Origin of the sequence: Microcoleus sp. Pol12B5, assembly GCF_036701335.1 — a bacterium.
Taxonomy (GTDB): domain Bacteria; phylum Cyanobacteriota; class Cyanobacteriia; order Cyanobacteriales; family Microcoleaceae; genus Microcoleus.
On the sequence record NZ_JAUBQQ010000067.1, the window covers coordinates 16,466 to 34,815 of the forward strand.

The 18,350-nt window shown below is 46.1% G+C and carries 13 protein-coding genes; 10 read left to right on the top strand and 3 right to left on the bottom strand.

Going from position 1 to position 18,350, the window contains the following annotated elements; all coding sequences use genetic code 11:
- A partial coding sequence (locus tag QUA24_RS22090) for a HEAT repeat domain-containing protein (protein ID WP_333232105.1) occupies positions 1–371 on the bottom strand: 371 nt, incomplete at its 3' end.
- A 429-nt stretch (positions 372–800) separates the two neighbouring features.
- Between QUA24_RS22090 and QUA24_RS22095 the strand changes: the two genes are divergently transcribed.
- The 5 genes from QUA24_RS22095 (at position 801) to QUA24_RS22115 (ending at position 7,450) form a co-directional block, all read left to right on the top strand.
- A complete protein-coding gene (locus tag QUA24_RS22095; RefSeq protein WP_333137275.1) occupies positions 801–1,661 on the top strand; it encodes a Tab2/Atab2 family RNA-binding protein in 861 nt (286 codons plus the stop codon).
- Positions 1,662–1,910: 249 nt separating this feature from the next.
- Positions 1,911–3,206 carry a TldD/PmbA family protein gene (locus QUA24_RS22100; protein ID WP_333232107.1) on the top strand — a complete coding sequence of 432 codons (1,296 nt, stop codon included), beginning with the start codon at positions 1,911–1,913 and terminating at the stop codon, positions 3,204–3,206.
- A gap of 20 nt (positions 3,207–3,226) precedes the next feature.
- Positions 3,227–4,270, top strand: coding sequence for a GDSL-type esterase/lipase family protein (locus QUA24_RS22105; RefSeq protein ID WP_333232109.1), 1,044 nt, complete (start codon positions 3,227–3,229; stop codon positions 4,268–4,270).
- Between the two features lie 14 nt (positions 4,271–4,284).
- Positions 4,285–4,467 (top strand): hypothetical protein, encoded by a 183-nt coding sequence (locus QUA24_RS22110; protein ID WP_333215253.1) that lies wholly within the window; start codon positions 4,285–4,287, stop codon positions 4,465–4,467.
- Positions 4,468–4,636: 169 nt separating this feature from the next.
- The gene (locus tag QUA24_RS22115) at positions 4,637–7,450 is read left to right on the top strand and encodes a chloride channel protein (protein WP_333232111.1); all 2,814 of its coding nucleotides are present in this window, start codon (positions 4,637–4,639) and stop codon (positions 7,448–7,450) included.
- 69 nt (positions 7,451–7,519) lie between these two features.
- On the opposite strand, the gene QUA24_RS22120 is transcribed toward QUA24_RS22115, so the two are convergent.
- Positions 7,520–9,031 (bottom strand): FAD-dependent oxidoreductase, encoded by a 1,512-nt coding sequence (locus tag QUA24_RS22120; RefSeq protein WP_333232112.1) that lies wholly within the window; start codon positions 9,029–9,031, stop codon positions 7,520–7,522.
- Between the two features lie 101 nt (positions 9,032–9,132).
- Between QUA24_RS22120 and QUA24_RS22125 the strand changes: the two genes are divergently transcribed.
- From QUA24_RS22125 to QUA24_RS22140, 4 genes are all read left to right on the top strand, one after another.
- Complete coding sequence (locus tag QUA24_RS22125; RefSeq protein ID WP_333232114.1) at positions 9,133–9,981, top strand: ABC transporter permease; 849 nt, start codon at positions 9,133–9,135, stop codon at positions 9,979–9,981.
- 79 nt (positions 9,982–10,060) lie between these two features.
- A complete protein-coding gene (locus QUA24_RS22130) occupies positions 10,061–10,918 on the top strand; it encodes an ABC transporter permease (RefSeq protein ID WP_333232116.1) in 858 nt (285 codons plus the stop codon).
- A gap of 51 nt (positions 10,919–10,969) precedes the next feature.
- Entirely contained in the window at positions 10,970–12,031 is a 1,062-nt protein-coding gene (locus tag QUA24_RS22135; RefSeq protein ID WP_333232117.1) for a spermidine/putrescine ABC transporter substrate-binding protein, read from the top strand.
- A gap of 222 nt (positions 12,032–12,253) precedes the next feature.
- Positions 12,254–13,342 carry an ABC transporter ATP-binding protein gene (locus tag QUA24_RS22140; protein WP_333232122.1) on the top strand — a complete coding sequence of 363 codons (1,089 nt, stop codon included), beginning with the start codon at positions 12,254–12,256 and terminating at the stop codon, positions 13,340–13,342.
- A gap of 156 nt (positions 13,343–13,498) precedes the next feature.
- Here QUA24_RS22140 and QUA24_RS22145 read toward each other — a convergent pair whose 3' ends face one another.
- A complete protein-coding gene (locus QUA24_RS22145; RefSeq protein WP_333232119.1) occupies positions 13,499–15,586 on the bottom strand; it encodes a thioredoxin domain-containing protein in 2,088 nt (695 codons plus the stop codon).
- A gap of 127 nt (positions 15,587–15,713) precedes the next feature.
- Between QUA24_RS22145 and QUA24_RS22150 the strand changes: the two genes are divergently transcribed.
- Complete coding sequence (locus QUA24_RS22150; RefSeq protein WP_333232121.1) at positions 15,714–17,288, top strand: outer membrane protein assembly factor BamB family protein; 1,575 nt, start codon at positions 15,714–15,716, stop codon at positions 17,286–17,288.
- Positions 17,289–18,350 lie beyond the last annotated feature (1,062 nt).

An 18,350-nucleotide genomic window follows, 5' to 3' on the forward strand; every position in this document is an offset into this window, starting at 1 on the left:
AGGGGTTCAACCGCTTGCTTGTCACCGAGTTGACCTAAAGCGGAGGCGGCCCGCTGGCGGACTTGTGTCACTGAGTCATTGAGGGCGCGAATCAGGGGTTCAACCGCTTGCTTGTCACCGAGTTGACCTAAAGCGGAGGCGGCCCGCTGGCGGACTTGTGTCACTGAGTCGTTGAGGGCGCGAATCAGGGGTTCAACCGCTTGCTTGTCACCCAGTTCACCCAAAACAATGGCACTACTCTGGCGCACTTCCCACTCTGGGTGTCTGAGGGCGTCAATCACAGATTCAATACCCAAAGCCCTAACAGCACTCTGGCACATTTCCACATCTAAGTTTTCGAGAGCATTAATCAGAAATTCAACCGATATCATAGGTTTTTCCTGTTTACGTCATCGCCCATCGCCACTCTGGCACAAGAATTATCACAGCCGCCCAAAAATATTGATCTAGTAACTACTCCGGCTAAGATGCAGTATGAAGGACAGCTTTATGTAAGACTCCGAAATATTTTATACTTACTTTTTGGACAACAGTTATGCTCTGGGTATTTTAATTGTTGTGCATGATGAGATTTACTAAACTTAACTACTGCCAATATTTATCAAGCAGTTCTGTCAACTATATAGTAACCAACGAGTGCCAAGCATTGACCTGACAATTTTGAGCAGCCAGCGTTTGACAGACCCAGATTGACGTTAAGGCGATCGCCCGCGATATGAAAATCAGCTTTATATTGTCAGAATCAGAAACTTGCCCGCTGTCCGGTAACATGAGAAAGGATTAATTTTTAACAGCGCGGCATGGCTACTATTTGGGAACTCGACTTTTACAGCCGTCCAATCATAGACGAGCGAGAGAAAAAAAAATGGGAAGTGTTGATCTGCGAAAGCCCGCTGAATGTAGGCGACAAGGCCGAATCTCTGTTTCGCTACTCACAATTCTGCTCCAGTTCTACCGTGAATTCCCTGTGGCTGGCGGGTGCAATTAAAGATGCGATCGCCGCAGCACCGAAACGCCCCGAAAAAATCCGCTTTTTCCGCCGCCAAATGGCGAACATGATTACCAAAGCCTGCGATGACTTGGACATTCCCGCCGCCTGCAGCCGCCGCACCCTCGCCCTTAGCCTGTGGCTGGAAGAACGGATGCAAGACGTTTATCCCGCCGAACCGGGCTATCAACCGGTTGTGAACCCGAGCGTTCAATTTGTACCCGAAACGCCAGTTGCGCTGCCGGATGCTTTAATCGGCGAAAAATGGGCGTTTGTGAGTTTGCCGATCGCAGCTTTTGACGAAATGTCCGAGTGGGATATCGGATTTGGCGAAGCTTTCGGACTGCCGATGACACGCCTCGCCCCAGAAACGCAAATTCCGGGACTAATTATCTACTCGTCGAGAGCAACAGCCCTGGCAGGTTGGATGTCGGGCTTGGAGTTGGCTTTTCTGAAATTTGAGAGCGGCCCACCCGCTAGGCTGGTATTAGATACGGGAGCTAATGATCGTTGGATTTTAGCTAATCTCAGAGACGCAGCAACTGAGAGAGAAGCGAAAGGATTTGAAGCTGCTAAAAAGCAAGCAAAAAAAGTACATTTCTTAGCAATTCAGTCGAATCCCGAATCGGAATCTTTTGCAGGATTTTGGCTGCTGCACGAACTAACTATTTAGTCATTAGTTATTAGCCATTAGTCATTAGTTATGAGTCAATATAGCTGTTAACTCTAGACTAATGACGGTAGATTATTAACTGATGACTGATGATCAATGACTGTAAAATCTGGTTATCGCCAATTACACCAGTTTTCCCAAAAGAATCTAAATGTAGACCCGTGAACCCAACCCCTATCCAGTAAGTTATTGCCAATTCTTTAATCGAAAATCGAAAATCGAACCGCCCATTACCAACCACCGAGAACAATGACCAATCACCAATCAGCAGAACAACTGTTAGAACTAGCCACCAAAGCAGGTGCAGAAGCTGCTGAGGTATTGGAATCGCAATCGCTCTCACGGCCGGTCTTTTTTGAAGCCAACCGCCTCAAACAGCTAGAAACCGCCCAAGCAGAAGGCATTGCCCTAAGGCTGTGGCGGGATGGGCGGCCGGGTTTGGCGGTGGCCTACGGGCCTGTGGAACCGCAAATTTTGGTGGATAGGGCGATCGCACTTTCGCAACTCAACGAACCGGAAACCATCGAACTAGGCACCGGTGAGAAAGTTGTCTATCCCGATCTCGGAGTGTCAGTGTCGGCCGAACAGCTAGTAAACTGGGGCAAAGAGGCGATCGCGATCATCCGGGAAGCCTATCCAGAAAGCCTCTGCACCGCCGAACTCGACTGCGAAATCGAAAGCACTCGCTTGGTGAACACCAAAGGTTTGGATTCGAGTCACACCGACACCACCCTCAGCGGTTACTTATCAGCAGAATTAGTGCGGGGCGAAGATTTCCTCAACATTTGGGAAGGCGAAACCGAACGCGGCACCCTCGACTTAAACACCAGCGCCAAGCGGGTTTTGCAGCGTTTGGAATGGGCGAAAGACAATGTAGCCCCCGCTACGGGTCGCGTGCCGGTGCTATTTACAGCCAAAGCCGCCGACTTGCTTTGGGGGACTGTCTGTGCCGCGCTGAACGGCAAACAGGTACTCGAAGGCGCTTCGCCTTGGAACGATCGATTAGGCCAACAAGTGACATCCCCGCTTGTCACCCTCTCGCAGCAGCCGGATATCGGGCCCTATAGCTGTCCCTTTGACGACGAAGGTACTCCCACTCGGGCGATCGTCTTTATCAACAGCGGAGTGTTGCAGCTATTTTATACCGATCGTACCACCGGTCGAGCCTTGGGCAGTGGCACCACCGGCAACGGATTTCGGCCGGGTTTGGGCAGCTATCCGACGCCGAGTTTGTTCAATATTTTGATTAAGCCAGGTTCGCTTTCGTTAATCGATTTAATCGCTAAATTAGACGACGGAATTGTAGTCGATCAAATGCTTGGTGGCAGTGCTGGAATTTCCGGCGATTTTTCAATTAATGTCGATCTCGGCTACCGAGTCAAAAAAGGTCAAATAGTCGGCAGAATCAAAGACACAATGGTAGCTGGCAATGTCTACAACGTCCTCAAACAATTGGTAGAATTGGGAGGAGACTCCGAGTGGAACGGTTCTTGCCAAACACCGTCTCTAATTGTAGAGGGATTGTCCGTCATCGGCAAGAATTAAAGTCAGTTGGGAGTTGTCTGTTGTCATCAATCATCAATCATCAGTCAACAGTCAACAGTCAACAGTCAACCGCCAACAGTCAACAGTCAACAATTCCCACACATAATATGCGTATTTGTTTTATCGGCGATTCTTTTGTAAACGGTACTTGCGATCCCAAATGTCTCGGTTGGACAGGACGGATTTGCGCGGCCGCTTGCGGACAAGGACACGATATTACCTACTACAATTTAGGAATAAGGGGAGAAACCAGTGCCGATATAGAAACTCGTTGGTTCAACGAAGTTTCTCGCCGCTTACCTCACTACGGCGATGGCAGAATAGTATTTTCCTTTGGCGTCAACGACACTTATCGAGACAACGAAAAAAATCGCATAGAAGTTGAAAAATCAATTGAAAATGCTCGCTGTATTCTCTCATCAGCCCAAGAAATATTTCCAGTATTAATGGTAGGGCCACCGCCAGTTATCGATAGCGATCGCACAAGCCGGATTGCCAACTTATCCGAACAGTTTGCCCAAGTTTGCAACGAGTTAAATGTGCCTTATTTAGATGTTTGCACCCCGCTGCAAAACTCAGAAATTTGGCATAAAGAACTTACAGAAAATGACGTTTCCCATCCCCGCGCCGCCGGTTACGCTGAATTGGCGAAAATAGTTCACAATTGGGACGGTTGGAAAGCTTGGTTTAAAAATATCAATATATCAGATCAAGAGACAGTAACGCTGTTCCGAGCCGTCGGCAAAAAAGAAATGGAACTGATTAAAGAAAGCGATTTTCTGGCATTTCCCCCGCGCTTATCCTTTCAGCCTACTTTTTATCCCGTAATTCACAAAGCCTATGCCATACAAATTGCGCGAGATTGGAATACAAGAGATGCAGCATCGGGATATTTCGGCTATGTCACGCGCTTTCGGGTGGCGACAGAATTCTTAAAAAAATATCCAGTTCAAAATGTGGGCAGTTCGATTCACCAAGAATATTGGATTCCGGCAGAAGAATTGGCTCAATTTAATCAAAAAATTGTGGGCAAAATTGAGATTTTTGCGGAATATCAACCCTAAACTCGGAGCTAACTATGCTTGAATTTAATCAATTTTCAGTAGTGAGTTTTGACTGCTACGGCACTCTGAGAGATGGGGAAAGGGGAATACTGCTAGTCTTGAGACAATTGCTGTCAAGTCACGAGATATATTTGGGTAAATCGCCGACACGAAAAAACAGGATTTTGCGCGACACTGCCGGCCAGCGGCCAGCCTGATTTAGAAGTGCCGGATTTAAAAACACTGGTGGAGGCTATAAGGTAAAAAAATCGCAGATTGATATCAAATCCGGTAGCATCGGAATTACAGCAGATTTTAGGTAAGTATCGAAGGATTTTTCGCTAAAGTGCGATCGAGCAGACAATTCTCAGGCTATCTACGCTATTTATGCCGTACATAACTATCCCTAAACAATTTAGGGAACCTTCCAGGGTCATCAAATCTCAACTGTTTTTACGGCCGAAACGCCTAGCCATTTTTGAAGCTTGTCTGATCGGCTTGGTGGCAGGACTGGCAGGCGTTTTGCTAAAGTCAGGAGTTGGATGGCTCGGCAGTTGGCGAGTTGCTACCTCGACATTAATCCCAGCTTGGATATTGCTTCCGGCTGTCGGTTTATTGGGCGGGTTGCTGACAGGTTTCTTGGTAGAGCGTTTTGCTCCAGAAACTGCCGGCAGTGGCATTCCTCACGTCAAAGCTGCTCTCGGCGGGGTTAATCTTTCCTTAGATTTGCGAGTAGCTGTCGCCAAACTTCTGACCACTATTTTAGCAGTTGGTTCCGGTTTAACTTTAGGCAGGCAAGGCCCGACTGTGCAAATAGGAGCATCTTTGGCCGGCTGGATAGGTCACTTGATGCCCACTTCCCCAGACTACCGCCGACAATTGATTGCTTGCGGTGCTGCTGCCGGATTGGCTGCTGGTTTCAATGCTCCCATTGCAGGAGTTTTGTTTGTCGTTGAAGAACTCCTGCACGACGTTTCGGGATTGACTTTAGGGACTGCAATTATCGCTTCATTTATCGGTGCAGTTGTTTCGCAGCTTTTGGGCGGCGATAGTTTAAGTTTGAACCTTCGCGAGTACCAAACCAGTTTTGATGCTCAGGAAATTCCGTTTTATATACTGTTAGGAGTTTTAGCGGGATTGCTGGGAGCTTTGTTCACCAAAGGGATTATTGCTAGCTTGCAATTTAACAGGAGATCGCTCAAATTAGCTTTGCCTGTGCGAATGGCTTTAGCTGGCATAATCTGCGGTTCAGTAATAGCTTTTCTCCCAGCAACTTTCCGCGATAATACGGGTTTACGGGAGTTTATGCTGACCGGTGAAGCAAGCGGCATAACGAGTTTAATTGCTTTTATAGCTCACTTTTTTCTGACAATTATTTCCGCTGCTTCTGGAGCTCCGGGAGGATTGTTTTCCCCTGCCCTAGTTATGGGTTCTGCACTCGGTCACATGGTGGGAATTGTGCAGGCAGATTCCCTGGGTGTTGGTTTGCCGGTAACTTACGCTTTGGCGGGAATGGGAGCGTTTTTTTGTGCGGTTTCTAGGGCGCCGATTACTGCGGTAGTGATTGTGTTTGAAATTACGGCGGATTTCAAATTAGTGCTGCCTTTGATGATCTGTTCTGTAGTTGCTTATCTGGTGGCGGAAAAGGTGGACAGTGGCTCTTTGTACGATCGCCTTTTGGAGTTTAACGGCATTCAACTGACAAAGGCAAAAGCTGCGAGCAATACTTTGAGCGACTTGCACGCAGATGACGTGATGCAGCGCCGAGTTGAAACTCTTTCGAGTCTGCTGACTTTCGATGAAGTGATGCAGGCTTTTTCGCGATCGCACCACCGAGGATTTCCAGTAGTTGAAGATGGCAAATTAGTCGGAATTGTCAGTCAAACCGATTTGGCAAATGCCAGCGGGCGCAATTTGTCCGGCAACTCCCTGCTTAAAGAATTTATGACTGTACAGCCGATCGCAGTCAAAGCAAGCGATACTTTAAGCGAGGTATTGTACAGGCTCAACAACTACAATATCAGCCGTTTGCCAGTCGTAGAAGGTCGGCGTTTGGTGGGAATTATTACCCGCAGCGACATTATCCGAGTTGAATCCGATCGCCTCAGCGGAGAAACCACCCAGGGCCCGCATCCAGAACCTTCTTATGTTGTCTATCAAACCAAAGCCCCGCAAGTGGGAAACGGCCGCTTATTAGTACCGCTTTCCAATCCCCAAACAGCACCCGCTTTGCTGCGGCTGGCTGCGGCGATTGCGCGCGATCGCAATTACGAATTAGAATGCCTGCAAATCATCATAGTACCGCGTAACAGTTCCCCCTCAGAAAGCGCAGTGCGGACAACCAAAAGCCGCCGCTTGCTACAACAAGCAGAGCGAATAATTCGCCATTGGAACTTGCCGGTACACACCCAAATACGGGTAGCTCACGACGTGCCTAACGCGATTTTGGAGACAATAAAGGAGCGACATATCGATTCAATTTTGATGGGCTGGCAAGGCGAATTTTCCACAAAAGGACGCATTTTTGGCGATGTGGTGGATACCGTAATTCGGCAAGCAGGCTGCGAGGTTATTTTGGTGAAGTGGAGCGAAAAACTATTAGCAACACGTAAGAAAAATGAGTTTTCCCCCATTTTCAGCGGGCGAAAATATACGTCTATTGAATGGGAATTCAATACCGAAGGAGTTGATGGTGGAGATAATCCCGCATTGGCGATATCCTCAGATTCATTAGCGACTCCAGAGACGGAACTTTCCCCGCCGAATTCAGACATTCCAGGGCCAGAATTGGGGCTGCACACGCTGATGGGTTTGCACCGCTGGTTGGTGCCTATTCGCGGCAGTTACAAGCAAGCTGCGGCTTTGCGGCTGCTACCTGCTTTGGTGGCTGCGAGTGCTGTACCGGAGATTAAATTGTGTCAGGTTCATCAGCCTTCTGTTGCAGAACCCGATCGCGGAGAATTAAAGCAAGCTGCGGAGTTTATCAAGCGCCGGGTTAGCTGTTCGATAATAGCGACTTCGGTTTGCGCTAAATCGGTTTCTGATGCTTTAATTGATTTGGCTCAGAACGATCAGTGCGATGCGATCGTCCTGGGAGCGAGCCGTGAAGGGCTGCTGAAGCAGGTGATTCACGGGAATATCCCGGAAGCTGTGGCGCGCGGGTGCGACTGTACAGTCATTTTAGTGCGATCGGCCTCTTAGCGAACCAGACGGGAATCCCCCTTCTTCCTGACATCCGTTAAATACCGAATCCGTTGCCGAATTTCCTTCTTATGGCAGCCAAAAATCGGGAATGAATGTTTTAGTCAAACTGCGAGTAAACTGATTAATCTTTCTCCCAATTTGAATGTGCGGTTCGTCAGCTTCCACGGGAATAATTGCGGCTTTATTTCCGATTCCGAAACGCGAAATTACCAAATTAGCCGCTTCCAAACCAGTAACATAAGCCTTTTCCTGCGACCAAGAGCCGTGACGGGTCACAACCCAATCGCCACTCATGAATACATTATCATAACTTGTTACGGCAGGCAACAAATACTGATAGCTGCCAGGGGCAAAATGCGTCACAGCCCGCGATAGCCGAATCGCGCTGCTGTCAATTACTTTTGCCTCCCGAAAAGCCGGAATGCAAGTCGCTAAATCCCGCTGAACTAAGGAAACTATTTGCTCATCTTTCAGGGGAATTAATTGATTTGCGTGATAAAAGTCAGCTTCGACAACTGTTCCCGGTTCGTCTCGAAATTCGTCGTGCAAAGCATTCAAATCAAAAAACGTCCAACCCGTAGTTGAACTAAATCCAAAACAGGCATTAGAAGGCAAGGGAATGTCAATTTTTCTGTCAAACCACAGGCGAACAGCTAACACATCAACTGCACCCAAATTCATCGCGTCCCGAAACTCTGGGCGACTTTGCAAAGCTGGGCTGCTGCTAATAATTTTTTGCATTCCCGTGACGCCAACTGCAAAAATAACTGCATCGGCCTCGAAGGTTTCTTCGCCGCAAACAACGCCTGTGGCTCGGTTGTGGCTGTCAATTACTAAGTCAGTAACTCGCTGCTTTGTCAATACTTTTGCGCCTAGTTTTTCCAGGCGTTCTACCCAGGGACGAAATATCATTTCTCCGACTGTTCCGCGACACCAAACTACATCAAAATCCGATTGGTGGGCTAATATGAAATAATAAAGCATTCCCAAAGCTGCGGCGGCCGAACATTGTTCTCCTGGTGCAAATAAACCTACTAATAACATAGGCTCAAAAGCATCGCGGTACAGTCTTGCAGAAACGCCAAACTGTTTGAATAGTTCGCGGGCTGTGACGCGATCGTACCTGCGCCAAGCTTCGTCGGAATTGTCGAAATCTAGGACGGCGTAGAGTAAGGGTAAGGCGGAAAGTCGATCGACTAATGGCAGTCTTTTAAATCTGGTGTAAAGAAAGGTTCCTAACGGTGTGGGCAGGCGCGGTTCGTCCTGAAAAATCGGCGATTCTACTTCCAATCCCGCTGGTGAATACTGACAAGAACGAGTCCAAGGCGTGAAGGGATCGAGTCCTAATTCCTTGACTAAGGAAAAGATATTTTGGTAGGGGTACCAGAAGCCATGAATCCCAGCTTCTACGGAACGCCCGCCGGCGGTTTTCCACCCTGCAACTAAGCCACCCGGATAAGGGCCTGCTTCTAGCAGGGTGACATCATAGCCTTGCTGGGCTAGGTGATAAGTAGCGCCTAAACCGGCCCATCCTGCACCGACGACGACTATTTTGGGGGTTGACGATTCTGCTGACATTGTGTACCTCTTGATAATTTATTCATGATGACATAATTCATAAAATGCGGATTTGATATAAAATGTGTTGCATTATGTGCTAAATTTCGCTTGAGTAAATAATGAGTGTCAAAAACCGCCAGCAAACTAACCTGTTGTTGCTCTTATTTCCCGGTACGGCGTGGCTGATGGTTTTCTTCATTTTGCCCGTGCTAATTGTACTTTTGTACAGTTTCTTAGAACGCGGTACTTACGGCGGTGTTACTTGGATATTTACTCTCAGCAACTACCAGCGTTTGTTCAGTGGACTTTTCTTAGGAGTAATTGGGCGATCGCTGTGGCTGGCTTTTCTAACAACTGCCGCTTGCTTGTTAGTTGGCTATCCCCTGGCATTCTTCATCGCCACCCGTTCTCCCCGCTGGCGAAATGCTTTGCTTTTGCTGGTGATTATTCCATTTTGGACTAATTTTTTAGTGAGAACTTACGCCTGGATTATACTGCTGCGTAGCGAAGGAGTAGTTAACACAGCCCTGCAAAGCCTGCAAATTATTAGCGAACCGTTAAACTTGCTTTTTACGCCTTTCGCTGTGGCGATCGGTCTTATTTACGGCTATTTACCTTTCATGGTTCTGCCTTTATATTCTAGCATAGAACGCTTCAATTTTTCATTGGTAGAAGCCGCTCACGATTTAGGGGCTAATGATATTCGCACTTTCTGGCGCGTATTTTTACCATTAACAACTCGCGGCATTGTTGCAGGCTCTATTTTAGTTTTTGTTCCCGCTGTCGGCGCTTTCATCACGCCGGATATATTGGGCGGATCTAAAACAGTTATGGTGGGAAATTTGATTCAGAATCAGTTTATGAGAGCCCGCGATTGGCCTTTTGGTTCGGCGCTTTCTATGCTGTTGATGGTAATCATATTGATTCCTGTGTTAATTTACTTCCGCGTGTCTGACGAAACCGAATAAGGTAAGGTATATACAAATCGTTGCACCCTGCGTTTAGCTTAAGATGCGCTAATGATTAATGACTAATCACTAATGACTAATGACTAAAACAAAACTAGATTTACTCGTGCGGGCCATCGGCAAAAAGTGGCTTTGGGTACAAGCTGTACTAGCATTTGCCTTTCTTTACTTGCCAATTCTCATCTTAATTATTTACTCCTTTAACGCCTCCAGATTCAATGCCGTTTGGCGTGGCTTTACCCTCGATTGGTACCGCAGTTTGTTTAGCAATGCAGGCGCGACGATTGCTACGAGTAGCAGCGCCGGAATCTGGACAGCCCTTAACAACAGCTTGCTAATTGCAGCTATTTCGACCGTGTTAGCGACAATTTTTGGTACAATGCTCGCCCTAGCACTGGAACGCTTTCATTTTCCGGGGCGCAAAGCAGTAGAAGCTTTACTGTTTTTGCCGATTATTATGCCAGAAATTACGATCGGCATTTCGCTGCTAGTTTTCTTTACGCTAGTATTTCGGATCGTAGAAAATCTTACGGGAATTCGCCTGAATCTCGGCTTACCTACCGTAATTATAGGTCACATTGTCTTTAATATTTCCTTTGTGACTATTACTATAAGGGCGCGTTTGGCGGAACTAGATCCTCAATTAGAACAAGCAGCTTTTGACTTAGGCGCTAACGAATGGCGGGCTTTTTGGCGAATCACTCTCCCTCTAATTTGGCCCGCTATTTTCAGCGCCGCACTGCTGGCTTTTACTCTGTCGCTGGACGATTTTGTCGTGACATTTTTTACCACAGGCGTTGGTTCCATGACGCTACCATTATTTGTTTACGGCATGATAAAGTTCTCAGTGACGCCAGCGATTAATGCCATTTCAACTTTGATGTTGTTGGCTTCCTTATTGCTGGTTGTATCATCGTTAAAAGTTCAGAAAAGTTAAAATAATTGCTTTCTGTGTCATAATTATTTTTGTCTGCAACTAACACAACCTATGAAACGCCTGCTGACTTTCCTACTTTTGTTCGTGATGAGTGCAACAATGGCTTTCGGGTGTAGCCGCACAGGTAGCAACCAACAGCAACTGCTCAGCATTTACAATTATGCAAGTTATATCGCCCCAGAAACGATCGCCCAATTCGAGAAAGAGAACAATGTTAAAATTCAATACGACACTTTCGAGAACAGCGACGCACTCTATGCCAAACTCAAACAGGGAAACCCCGGTTACGACTTAATATTTCCCGCCGATTACATGGTGAAAATCATGATCGCAGAAAATATAATTGAGCCGCTGAATTTAAACAATATTCCCAACCAAAAGAACCTAGAACCTAAGTTTATCAATCAAGCTTTTGACCCGGGCAACAAATATTCGCTGCCCTACCAGTGGGGAACCATGGGAATTGGCTACAACGTGAAAACAATCCAGGGAGAAATTAACAGTTGGGGGGTGATGTTCGACCCGAAATATACCGGAAAAGTCGCGTGGCAAGACGATGCCAGATACACATTAGCAGGAGTTTTAATGTATTTAGGATTTGATCCAAATACCACCAATCCCGAAGAGATTAACAAAGCCCGCGATTTGCTGATTAAAAGTAACAGTATCATTGCAGCTTTTGTCCCCGACACCGGGCAAAATATGCTAGATCAAGGAGAAGTAAATTTGACAATGGAATGGAGCGGTGATATTTTCCAAGTGATGACAGAAAATCCTAATCTCCGTTACGCTATTCCCAAAGAAGGAACAATCATTTTTTCTGACAACATGGCTATTCCCAAAGGTGCGCCCCAGAAAGAGTTAGCGGAGAAATTTATTAACTTTATTTTGCAACCAGAAGTAGGCGCCCAAATTTCTAATTTTACCCACTTCGGATCGCCCAACAAAGCAGCAATTGATCAAGGTTTAATCGATCCGAAAGATTTGAATAATCCTCAAATTTACCCGCCGGCTGAGGTGTTTGGTAAAATGAAATTATTGGAGGATGTCGGGAAAGCAACTGCTTTGTACGATCGAGCTTGGACGGAAGTTAAAGCAGGGGCAGGAAAGTAGATATAAAAGAGGTTTCTGCCCAGCCTGGATCACTTAAATTTTGAGTTTGCATGGGAGTTGCACCCTCATCAAGAACGGGCTCTCCGGCCCGTTCCACAAAACTTAATTTTCTTGTGGAACGGGCCGGAGAGCCCGTTCCTAAACAAGTAATTGAGAATGGTGCAATATATCAGTTTAACTGGACTCGAACTCAGATTTTTATTACTCACACATACTAACAGAATGCACTCTGTCGAAGTTTTAGAAGTTTCCAAAGTATTTAAAAGTGTCCGCAGTCAAGATTTCTTAGCTGTAGACAATATCAACCTGCAAATTTACGATCGAGAATTCTTTTCTTTACTCGGCCCTTCTGGCTGTGGCAAAACTACCACTTTGCGAATGATCGCTGGTTTTGAAATTCCCACAGCCGGCGAAATTTACATTCACGGCCAACCGATGCAAAATCGCCCGCCATTTCACCGCCCAGTAAATACGGTATTTCAAAATTATGCTTTATTTCCGCACATGACAGTAGCACAAAATGTCGCTTTTGGCTTGGAAATGGAGAATATACCTCAGAAAACAATTGGCGATCGCGTTGCTGAAGCCTTAGCATTAGTACAATTAACCGAGGTAGGAAAACGCTATCCCCGCCAACTGTCAGGGGGACAGCAGCAGCGAGTAGCACTAGCAAGAGCATTAGTCAAACAGCCGTCTGTTTTGCTGTTGGATGAACCCCTAGGAGCGCTGGATTTAAAATTGCGTAAAGAGATGCAATTAGAATTAAAAAAAATGCAGCGAAAATTGGGAATTACGTTTATTTATGTAACTCACGATCAGGAAGAAGCGCTAACGATGTCGGACAGAATTGCAGTGATGGATGGAGGAAAACTGCAACAAGTTGGGACGCCTGTTGATATTTATGAATATCCTAAAACGCGGTTTGTTGCTGATTTTATTGGCGACAGTAATTTTTTAAGTGGCCAAGTAGTAGAAAAGCAAAACGGTAAAATAATCGTGTTGGTTGACCAGGAGTTACCAGTGTTAGTTGCAACAGCCGAAGATATCCCTGCTGGGAAAGTTCTCACCCTGGTGTTGCGGCCAGAAAAAGCTGCTATTTATCCGGCTAATTATGAGGATGGAAATAGCTGGCCGGGAATAGTAGAAGAGGCTATTTATATTGGCACTGACACGCGCTATACGGTGCGGTTGACTGCTAAAAGTTCGATCGCCCTTCGCCGACAAAACTTGCACAGAGATGACTTGCAGCGACACCAAGTCGGCGACAGCGTTCGAGTTGCCGTGCCGCCGGAAAGTATTTGCATTTGTTGACACTCAAGCGGGCTGAAGCCACTGAGATTCTTTGGAAGATTGAGGGGCAGACTGAAGATGCGATTCCTTCCCGGTAGAAGATAATCTACTTTTTCCTTCTGCTTCCTCCTTCTTTCTGGCCGTCTTCGCGGTTCAATAATATAGACAGTATTGGTGCTAAATTCGCGTTTGACTTTGCAAAATTTCCTCCAACAGCCGCTCTTGACTTTTCGCAGGTTCCTTGCAAGTCAAACACTCGCAAACTAACCCGATAACACCTTCAGGCAAATCAGCCTCAATCTGACAGACAGCAGTCGGATAATACTGCGAAATCAACCCGGAAATCTGGTCTGGTGACGTGCGGATCAGGGTAGAATGCTGATACCAGTCGATCGCCGACAGTAGACTCGGACAAGCTTGGGGAGCATCTTGCACAATACTGCTGAAAGCTTGCAAACCTTGCTCCGCGCGATCAAGATATTCCAAATTCGGGCCCAACAGCGCGAGGCGAACCAAAGATGCGATCGCAATTCCATTCGCAGCCGGAGTTGCATTGTCTATATAGCTGCGTTCCCGCACCAACAAATCTCCGCTAGCATCCTTAGCAGTATTGTAATATCCTCCCAATTCCACGCTCCACAAAAACTCATCAAACTCTTCTTGCACCTGCACAGCTTTCTCCAACCAAAACTGAGAATTCGGCAACTGTTTTGCCTCTTCCCCATTGCCTAAAGTCAAACTCGCTTGATGCAAATCCAACAAAGCTTTCACAAACAAAGCATAATCTTCCGACTGCGCGGTAACAGCAGATTGTCCGTCATAATTCAACCGCTGAAACCGCCCATCCGTCCACTGATTGTCTAAAATAAACTTAGCCGCTTTCACAGCTAATTCCAGATATTCCCAATTCCCAAAAACAGCCGCAGCGCGGGCTAAACCCGAAATCATTAAGCTATTCCAAGCAGCAATCATTTTCGTGTCAGTAACGGCGGGAATTCTACCCGGCCAACTGTCGTTTTTAGCTTCTTGATTGTTGCGCGCTGGCGGAAAGGTTTTTACAGTATCAGGATTGCCACCGTAGCGAACTTTAAAGAGTTTAGCCAAAGCCGTTTCTACTGTGTCGCTCAGTTTCCCTGGATGGCGGCGCTGCAATACATTATTGCCTTCAAAATTGCCGCTGCGACTAACAGTAAACTGTGCTTTAATTTCTGCCAATTCCTCAGCAGTTAATAGTTGTTCCAGTTCGGCATAAGTCCAGACATAAAATGCTCCTTCTTCCGGTTCAACTTCTTCAGAAGTGTTAAAGCTGTCAGCATCCTGTGCAGCATAAAAATAGCCTGTCGGCGCAATCATTTCTCGCTTCAACCATTCTACTGTCCCCGCGATCGCAGTTTCAAAAGCGGGTTCTTTTATTCCCGCGCTCCACAAATTTGCTAAATACTCAACAATTTGACCGTTGTCGTAGAGCATTTTTTCAAAGTGTGGCACAGTCCAAGTCGCATCAACCGTATAGCGGTGAAATCCGCCTCCTACGTGGTCATAAATGCCGCCCAATGCTAAGTCTAATCCGCGCTGAGTGCAGACTTGTTTGCTGTCGTATTTTGATTCAAAATTAAATCGCGTTCCCCGCAGTGCTAGCTCAGCATAAGGTATCATCGGAAAACTGGGGCCGGGGTTGTGGCCGGCAATAATTCCGGTGTTGAGTTCTAAGCCTTTTTGGAAGAGTTCGCGATTTAATTCGGCGGTTACTCCTGACAGCGCTGCCGTCTGTTGGAGATTGCCTAAAATTTCTGCTTTGAAGGCTTCTACTTTGCCTTTTTCTGTGTCGTAAAAGCGGCAGATTGCTTGCAAAACTTCTAAAAATCCCGGCCGTCCGTAGCGCGGTTCTACGGGGAAATAAGTGCCTCCGTAGAAGGGAACTCGCTCGTCTGGAGTGAGAAAAACGTTGAGGGGCCAACCGCCTTGACCGGTCATCATTTGCAAGGTTTGCATATAAATGCTGTCGATATCCGGGCGTTCTTCACGATCGACTTTTATCGGTATAAAATGCGAATTCATGTATTGGGCGATCGCGCGATCGGAAAATGCTTCCCCTTCCATCACCGTACACCAGTGGCAGCTAGAGTAGCCAATTGACAGGAAAATCGGTTTATTTTCGCTTCGGGCCGCTTCCAAAGCTTCGTCGCACCAGGGCCACCAGTCGATCGGATTTTCGGCGTGTTTCCGCAGGTAAAGGCTTTGGGATTGAGCAAGACGGTTGACCATAATCAAATATATTTTTACTTGTGCTGGGTAAGCTTGTCAGTCCTCTAGCAGTTTAGCGCGAGATGTTTTAGTTGAGTTGTTGCTGATAATTATGTTTTAATATTAAGGCTGATTATCTCGATCTAATATGAGCTTATCATCTCGGAGAACCTTCAATCAACAGCTAGGACAATTTTTGCTGAGTGCTGCTGTTCCTCCTGCTGTTATCAAACTGAGCCAAACTGAATCCTCAGATCAAGCTTTATTAGAAACTAATCTTAACAATTTCCTGGCTAAAGCAGACCCAGAAATAGAATTATTAGTTCCGACCTTTTTAGGTAACGACAAGCGTCGGTTTTACGGCAGAGGTGTTCCGAAAAGCTTGAAGTTAATCGACAAATTTCAACTAGGCGGCGGCCGGACTTTCCTGGGAAGGCGGTCTGTAGTTTGGAGCGGTGCCGGTTGGACAGGACAGCCGACCATTACCAGAGACGGGGGAAAAACTTATTTAATTATAGGTGCTTATGACCACAATTTGCGAAAAATAGATATTGCTACTAATAAAGAAGTTTGGCGCTATAAATTTGATGATGTAATCAAAGGTTCATCAACGATTTATATCGATCAAAAAGCTAGCGCCGAAAACAGAATTGTAATTTTGCAGGGAAGCCGCAGTGGCGGTGGTGGCAAAAGTGTCGTGCCGAGTTTTAGGGCAATATCTTTTAGAACTGGCAAAGAAATTTGGAAATTGGACATCAGGAAAACGCCCAGCTACAGCCGAGATAATGACAGCAGCGCTTTGGATCTCGGCGGTGGAGTTTTGTTCAATGCGGGGGAAAATGCGATAGGCTATTTTCTCGATAGTTCCACAAGCAATGCAAAAATCAAACAAGGCATCAAGCAGCCAAATATCTTGTCGGAAGTACAGCTTTATGCAGCAGCAGATATCAGGAAGCACGGTGGCAACTTGGTAGCGGAGTCATCGCCATCAAGGCTCAAAGATAGAATATTTATAGCTGCTGGTTCCGGTCATATTTACGGTATCAGCATTGAAACTAAAAAGATAGTTTGGGATTTCTATACTGGTTCAGATTTGGATGGAAGTGCTGTAATCTCTAAATCAGGAAAACTATTTTGTGCCATTGAAAAACAATACATTCAGGGCAACGGCGGAGTGCTGAAGCTGAATCCCAACAAGGAACCGAATGCCAGCGTCGAATGGTTTTTGCCTACCGGAAATCGCCGACTTTCTAGCTGGGAAGGTGGGATAATTGGCTCGGTGGCGTTGAATGACGAGTACAATTCAGGCGAGTTTCCGGCGCTGTTTGCCACAAATGCGATCGACGGCAATTTGTACATCGGTTCCCAAGATATGATTACAGGTAAAAAAACTTCGGTTCCTTGGCGAAACCAGTATTACGATACTCCGGTAATAGTATTTAAACAAGCCATTGGTTCTTCAATTTCGACTCCGATTTTTACCGACGGTAATAAACTGATCAGTGCGGGATACAACGGTGTTTATTTGTTCAATTTGAATTGGGAACGAGCGAAGTCGGGAGATCAGAATGCGTTGAAAAATGCTAAAGGGGAGTTTTACCGTTTGAAAGTAATAGAATCGGGGAGATTTAAGCCGGGTTTGTCATTTGAGGCGACGCCTGTAGTTTGGGACGGAATTGTGAGGATTTGCGCGAGGGATGGCTGGATGTATACTTTGGGTTAGTTATTGGTATTTTGTACCTCTATCGGGAACAGGCAAGATGCCTGTTCCACAAAAGAGTCTACTTATTGTGGAACAGGCATCTTGCCTGTTCTTGAAAGGGTGTTGAAATCCGCCACCTATTCCTACCTGCGGTTTAACTGCGGTGACAGAAATAATTTCGGAAATTATCGGAAACTCGTTATGGCAACTCCTGAAACTCAAATAAGTCCAGTTTACGGTTGAGAGGATGCTCAAGGTATTTTACAGCTTGCGATCGCAAGCTGACAGGATGAAGGGGAATTATCCAGATTGCACCTTTTCGAGATAGCAGCGAAATTGGGCATTTCCGAACAGGATATTGTGCCGGCGGCACAGCAATAGTTAGCAACTAGAGGAGAATTTCCAGAAAAACACGTTTTTAACTCTTACCGTCGTCGCAAATTGCAGAAAAATGTGACAAAGTACGGCATTATCAATTGACAATCTCAAAAAACCGCCCCGACGGGGATATTATGGTTAATCGATCGGACATGATATCAGTTCTCTAGCAGTTTAGCGCCAGATGTTTTAGCTGAGTTGTTGCTGATAATCCTGTTTTCATACGATCACTGATAATTTAGATGTCAAATGAGTCGATCGTCTCGGAGAACCTTCAATCAACGGCTGGGAAAATGTTTGCTGACTGCGGCGGTTCCTCCTGCTGTCCTCAAACAGTGCCAAACTGAATCTGGGAATTGACGGGGTGACACCGCCACTGAAACCTTGATATGTAGAGGGTTTAGGATCTTGAACCTCCCTCAAGAGAGTAGTAATTATCACAAGTTTATTGACCATTTTGATGGTAGCGATCGCCAACGATCGTGATTAGACCCTGTAGAAAGTCTAAAAATTAGCGATCGCACGCACACATTTTTTTGATAACAAGCTACTCAAACCCTTACTGCGTCAAGTATTTCTACTTGCTTATCACCCGTTAAATCTTGTAATCGAGCTTTTTCGGAAAAATAATAAGTAGCTAGACAAAATTAATTACATAGTTTTCTCCAAATTCTTTCAGGATTTTTTCCACAGAGGTAACAAAAG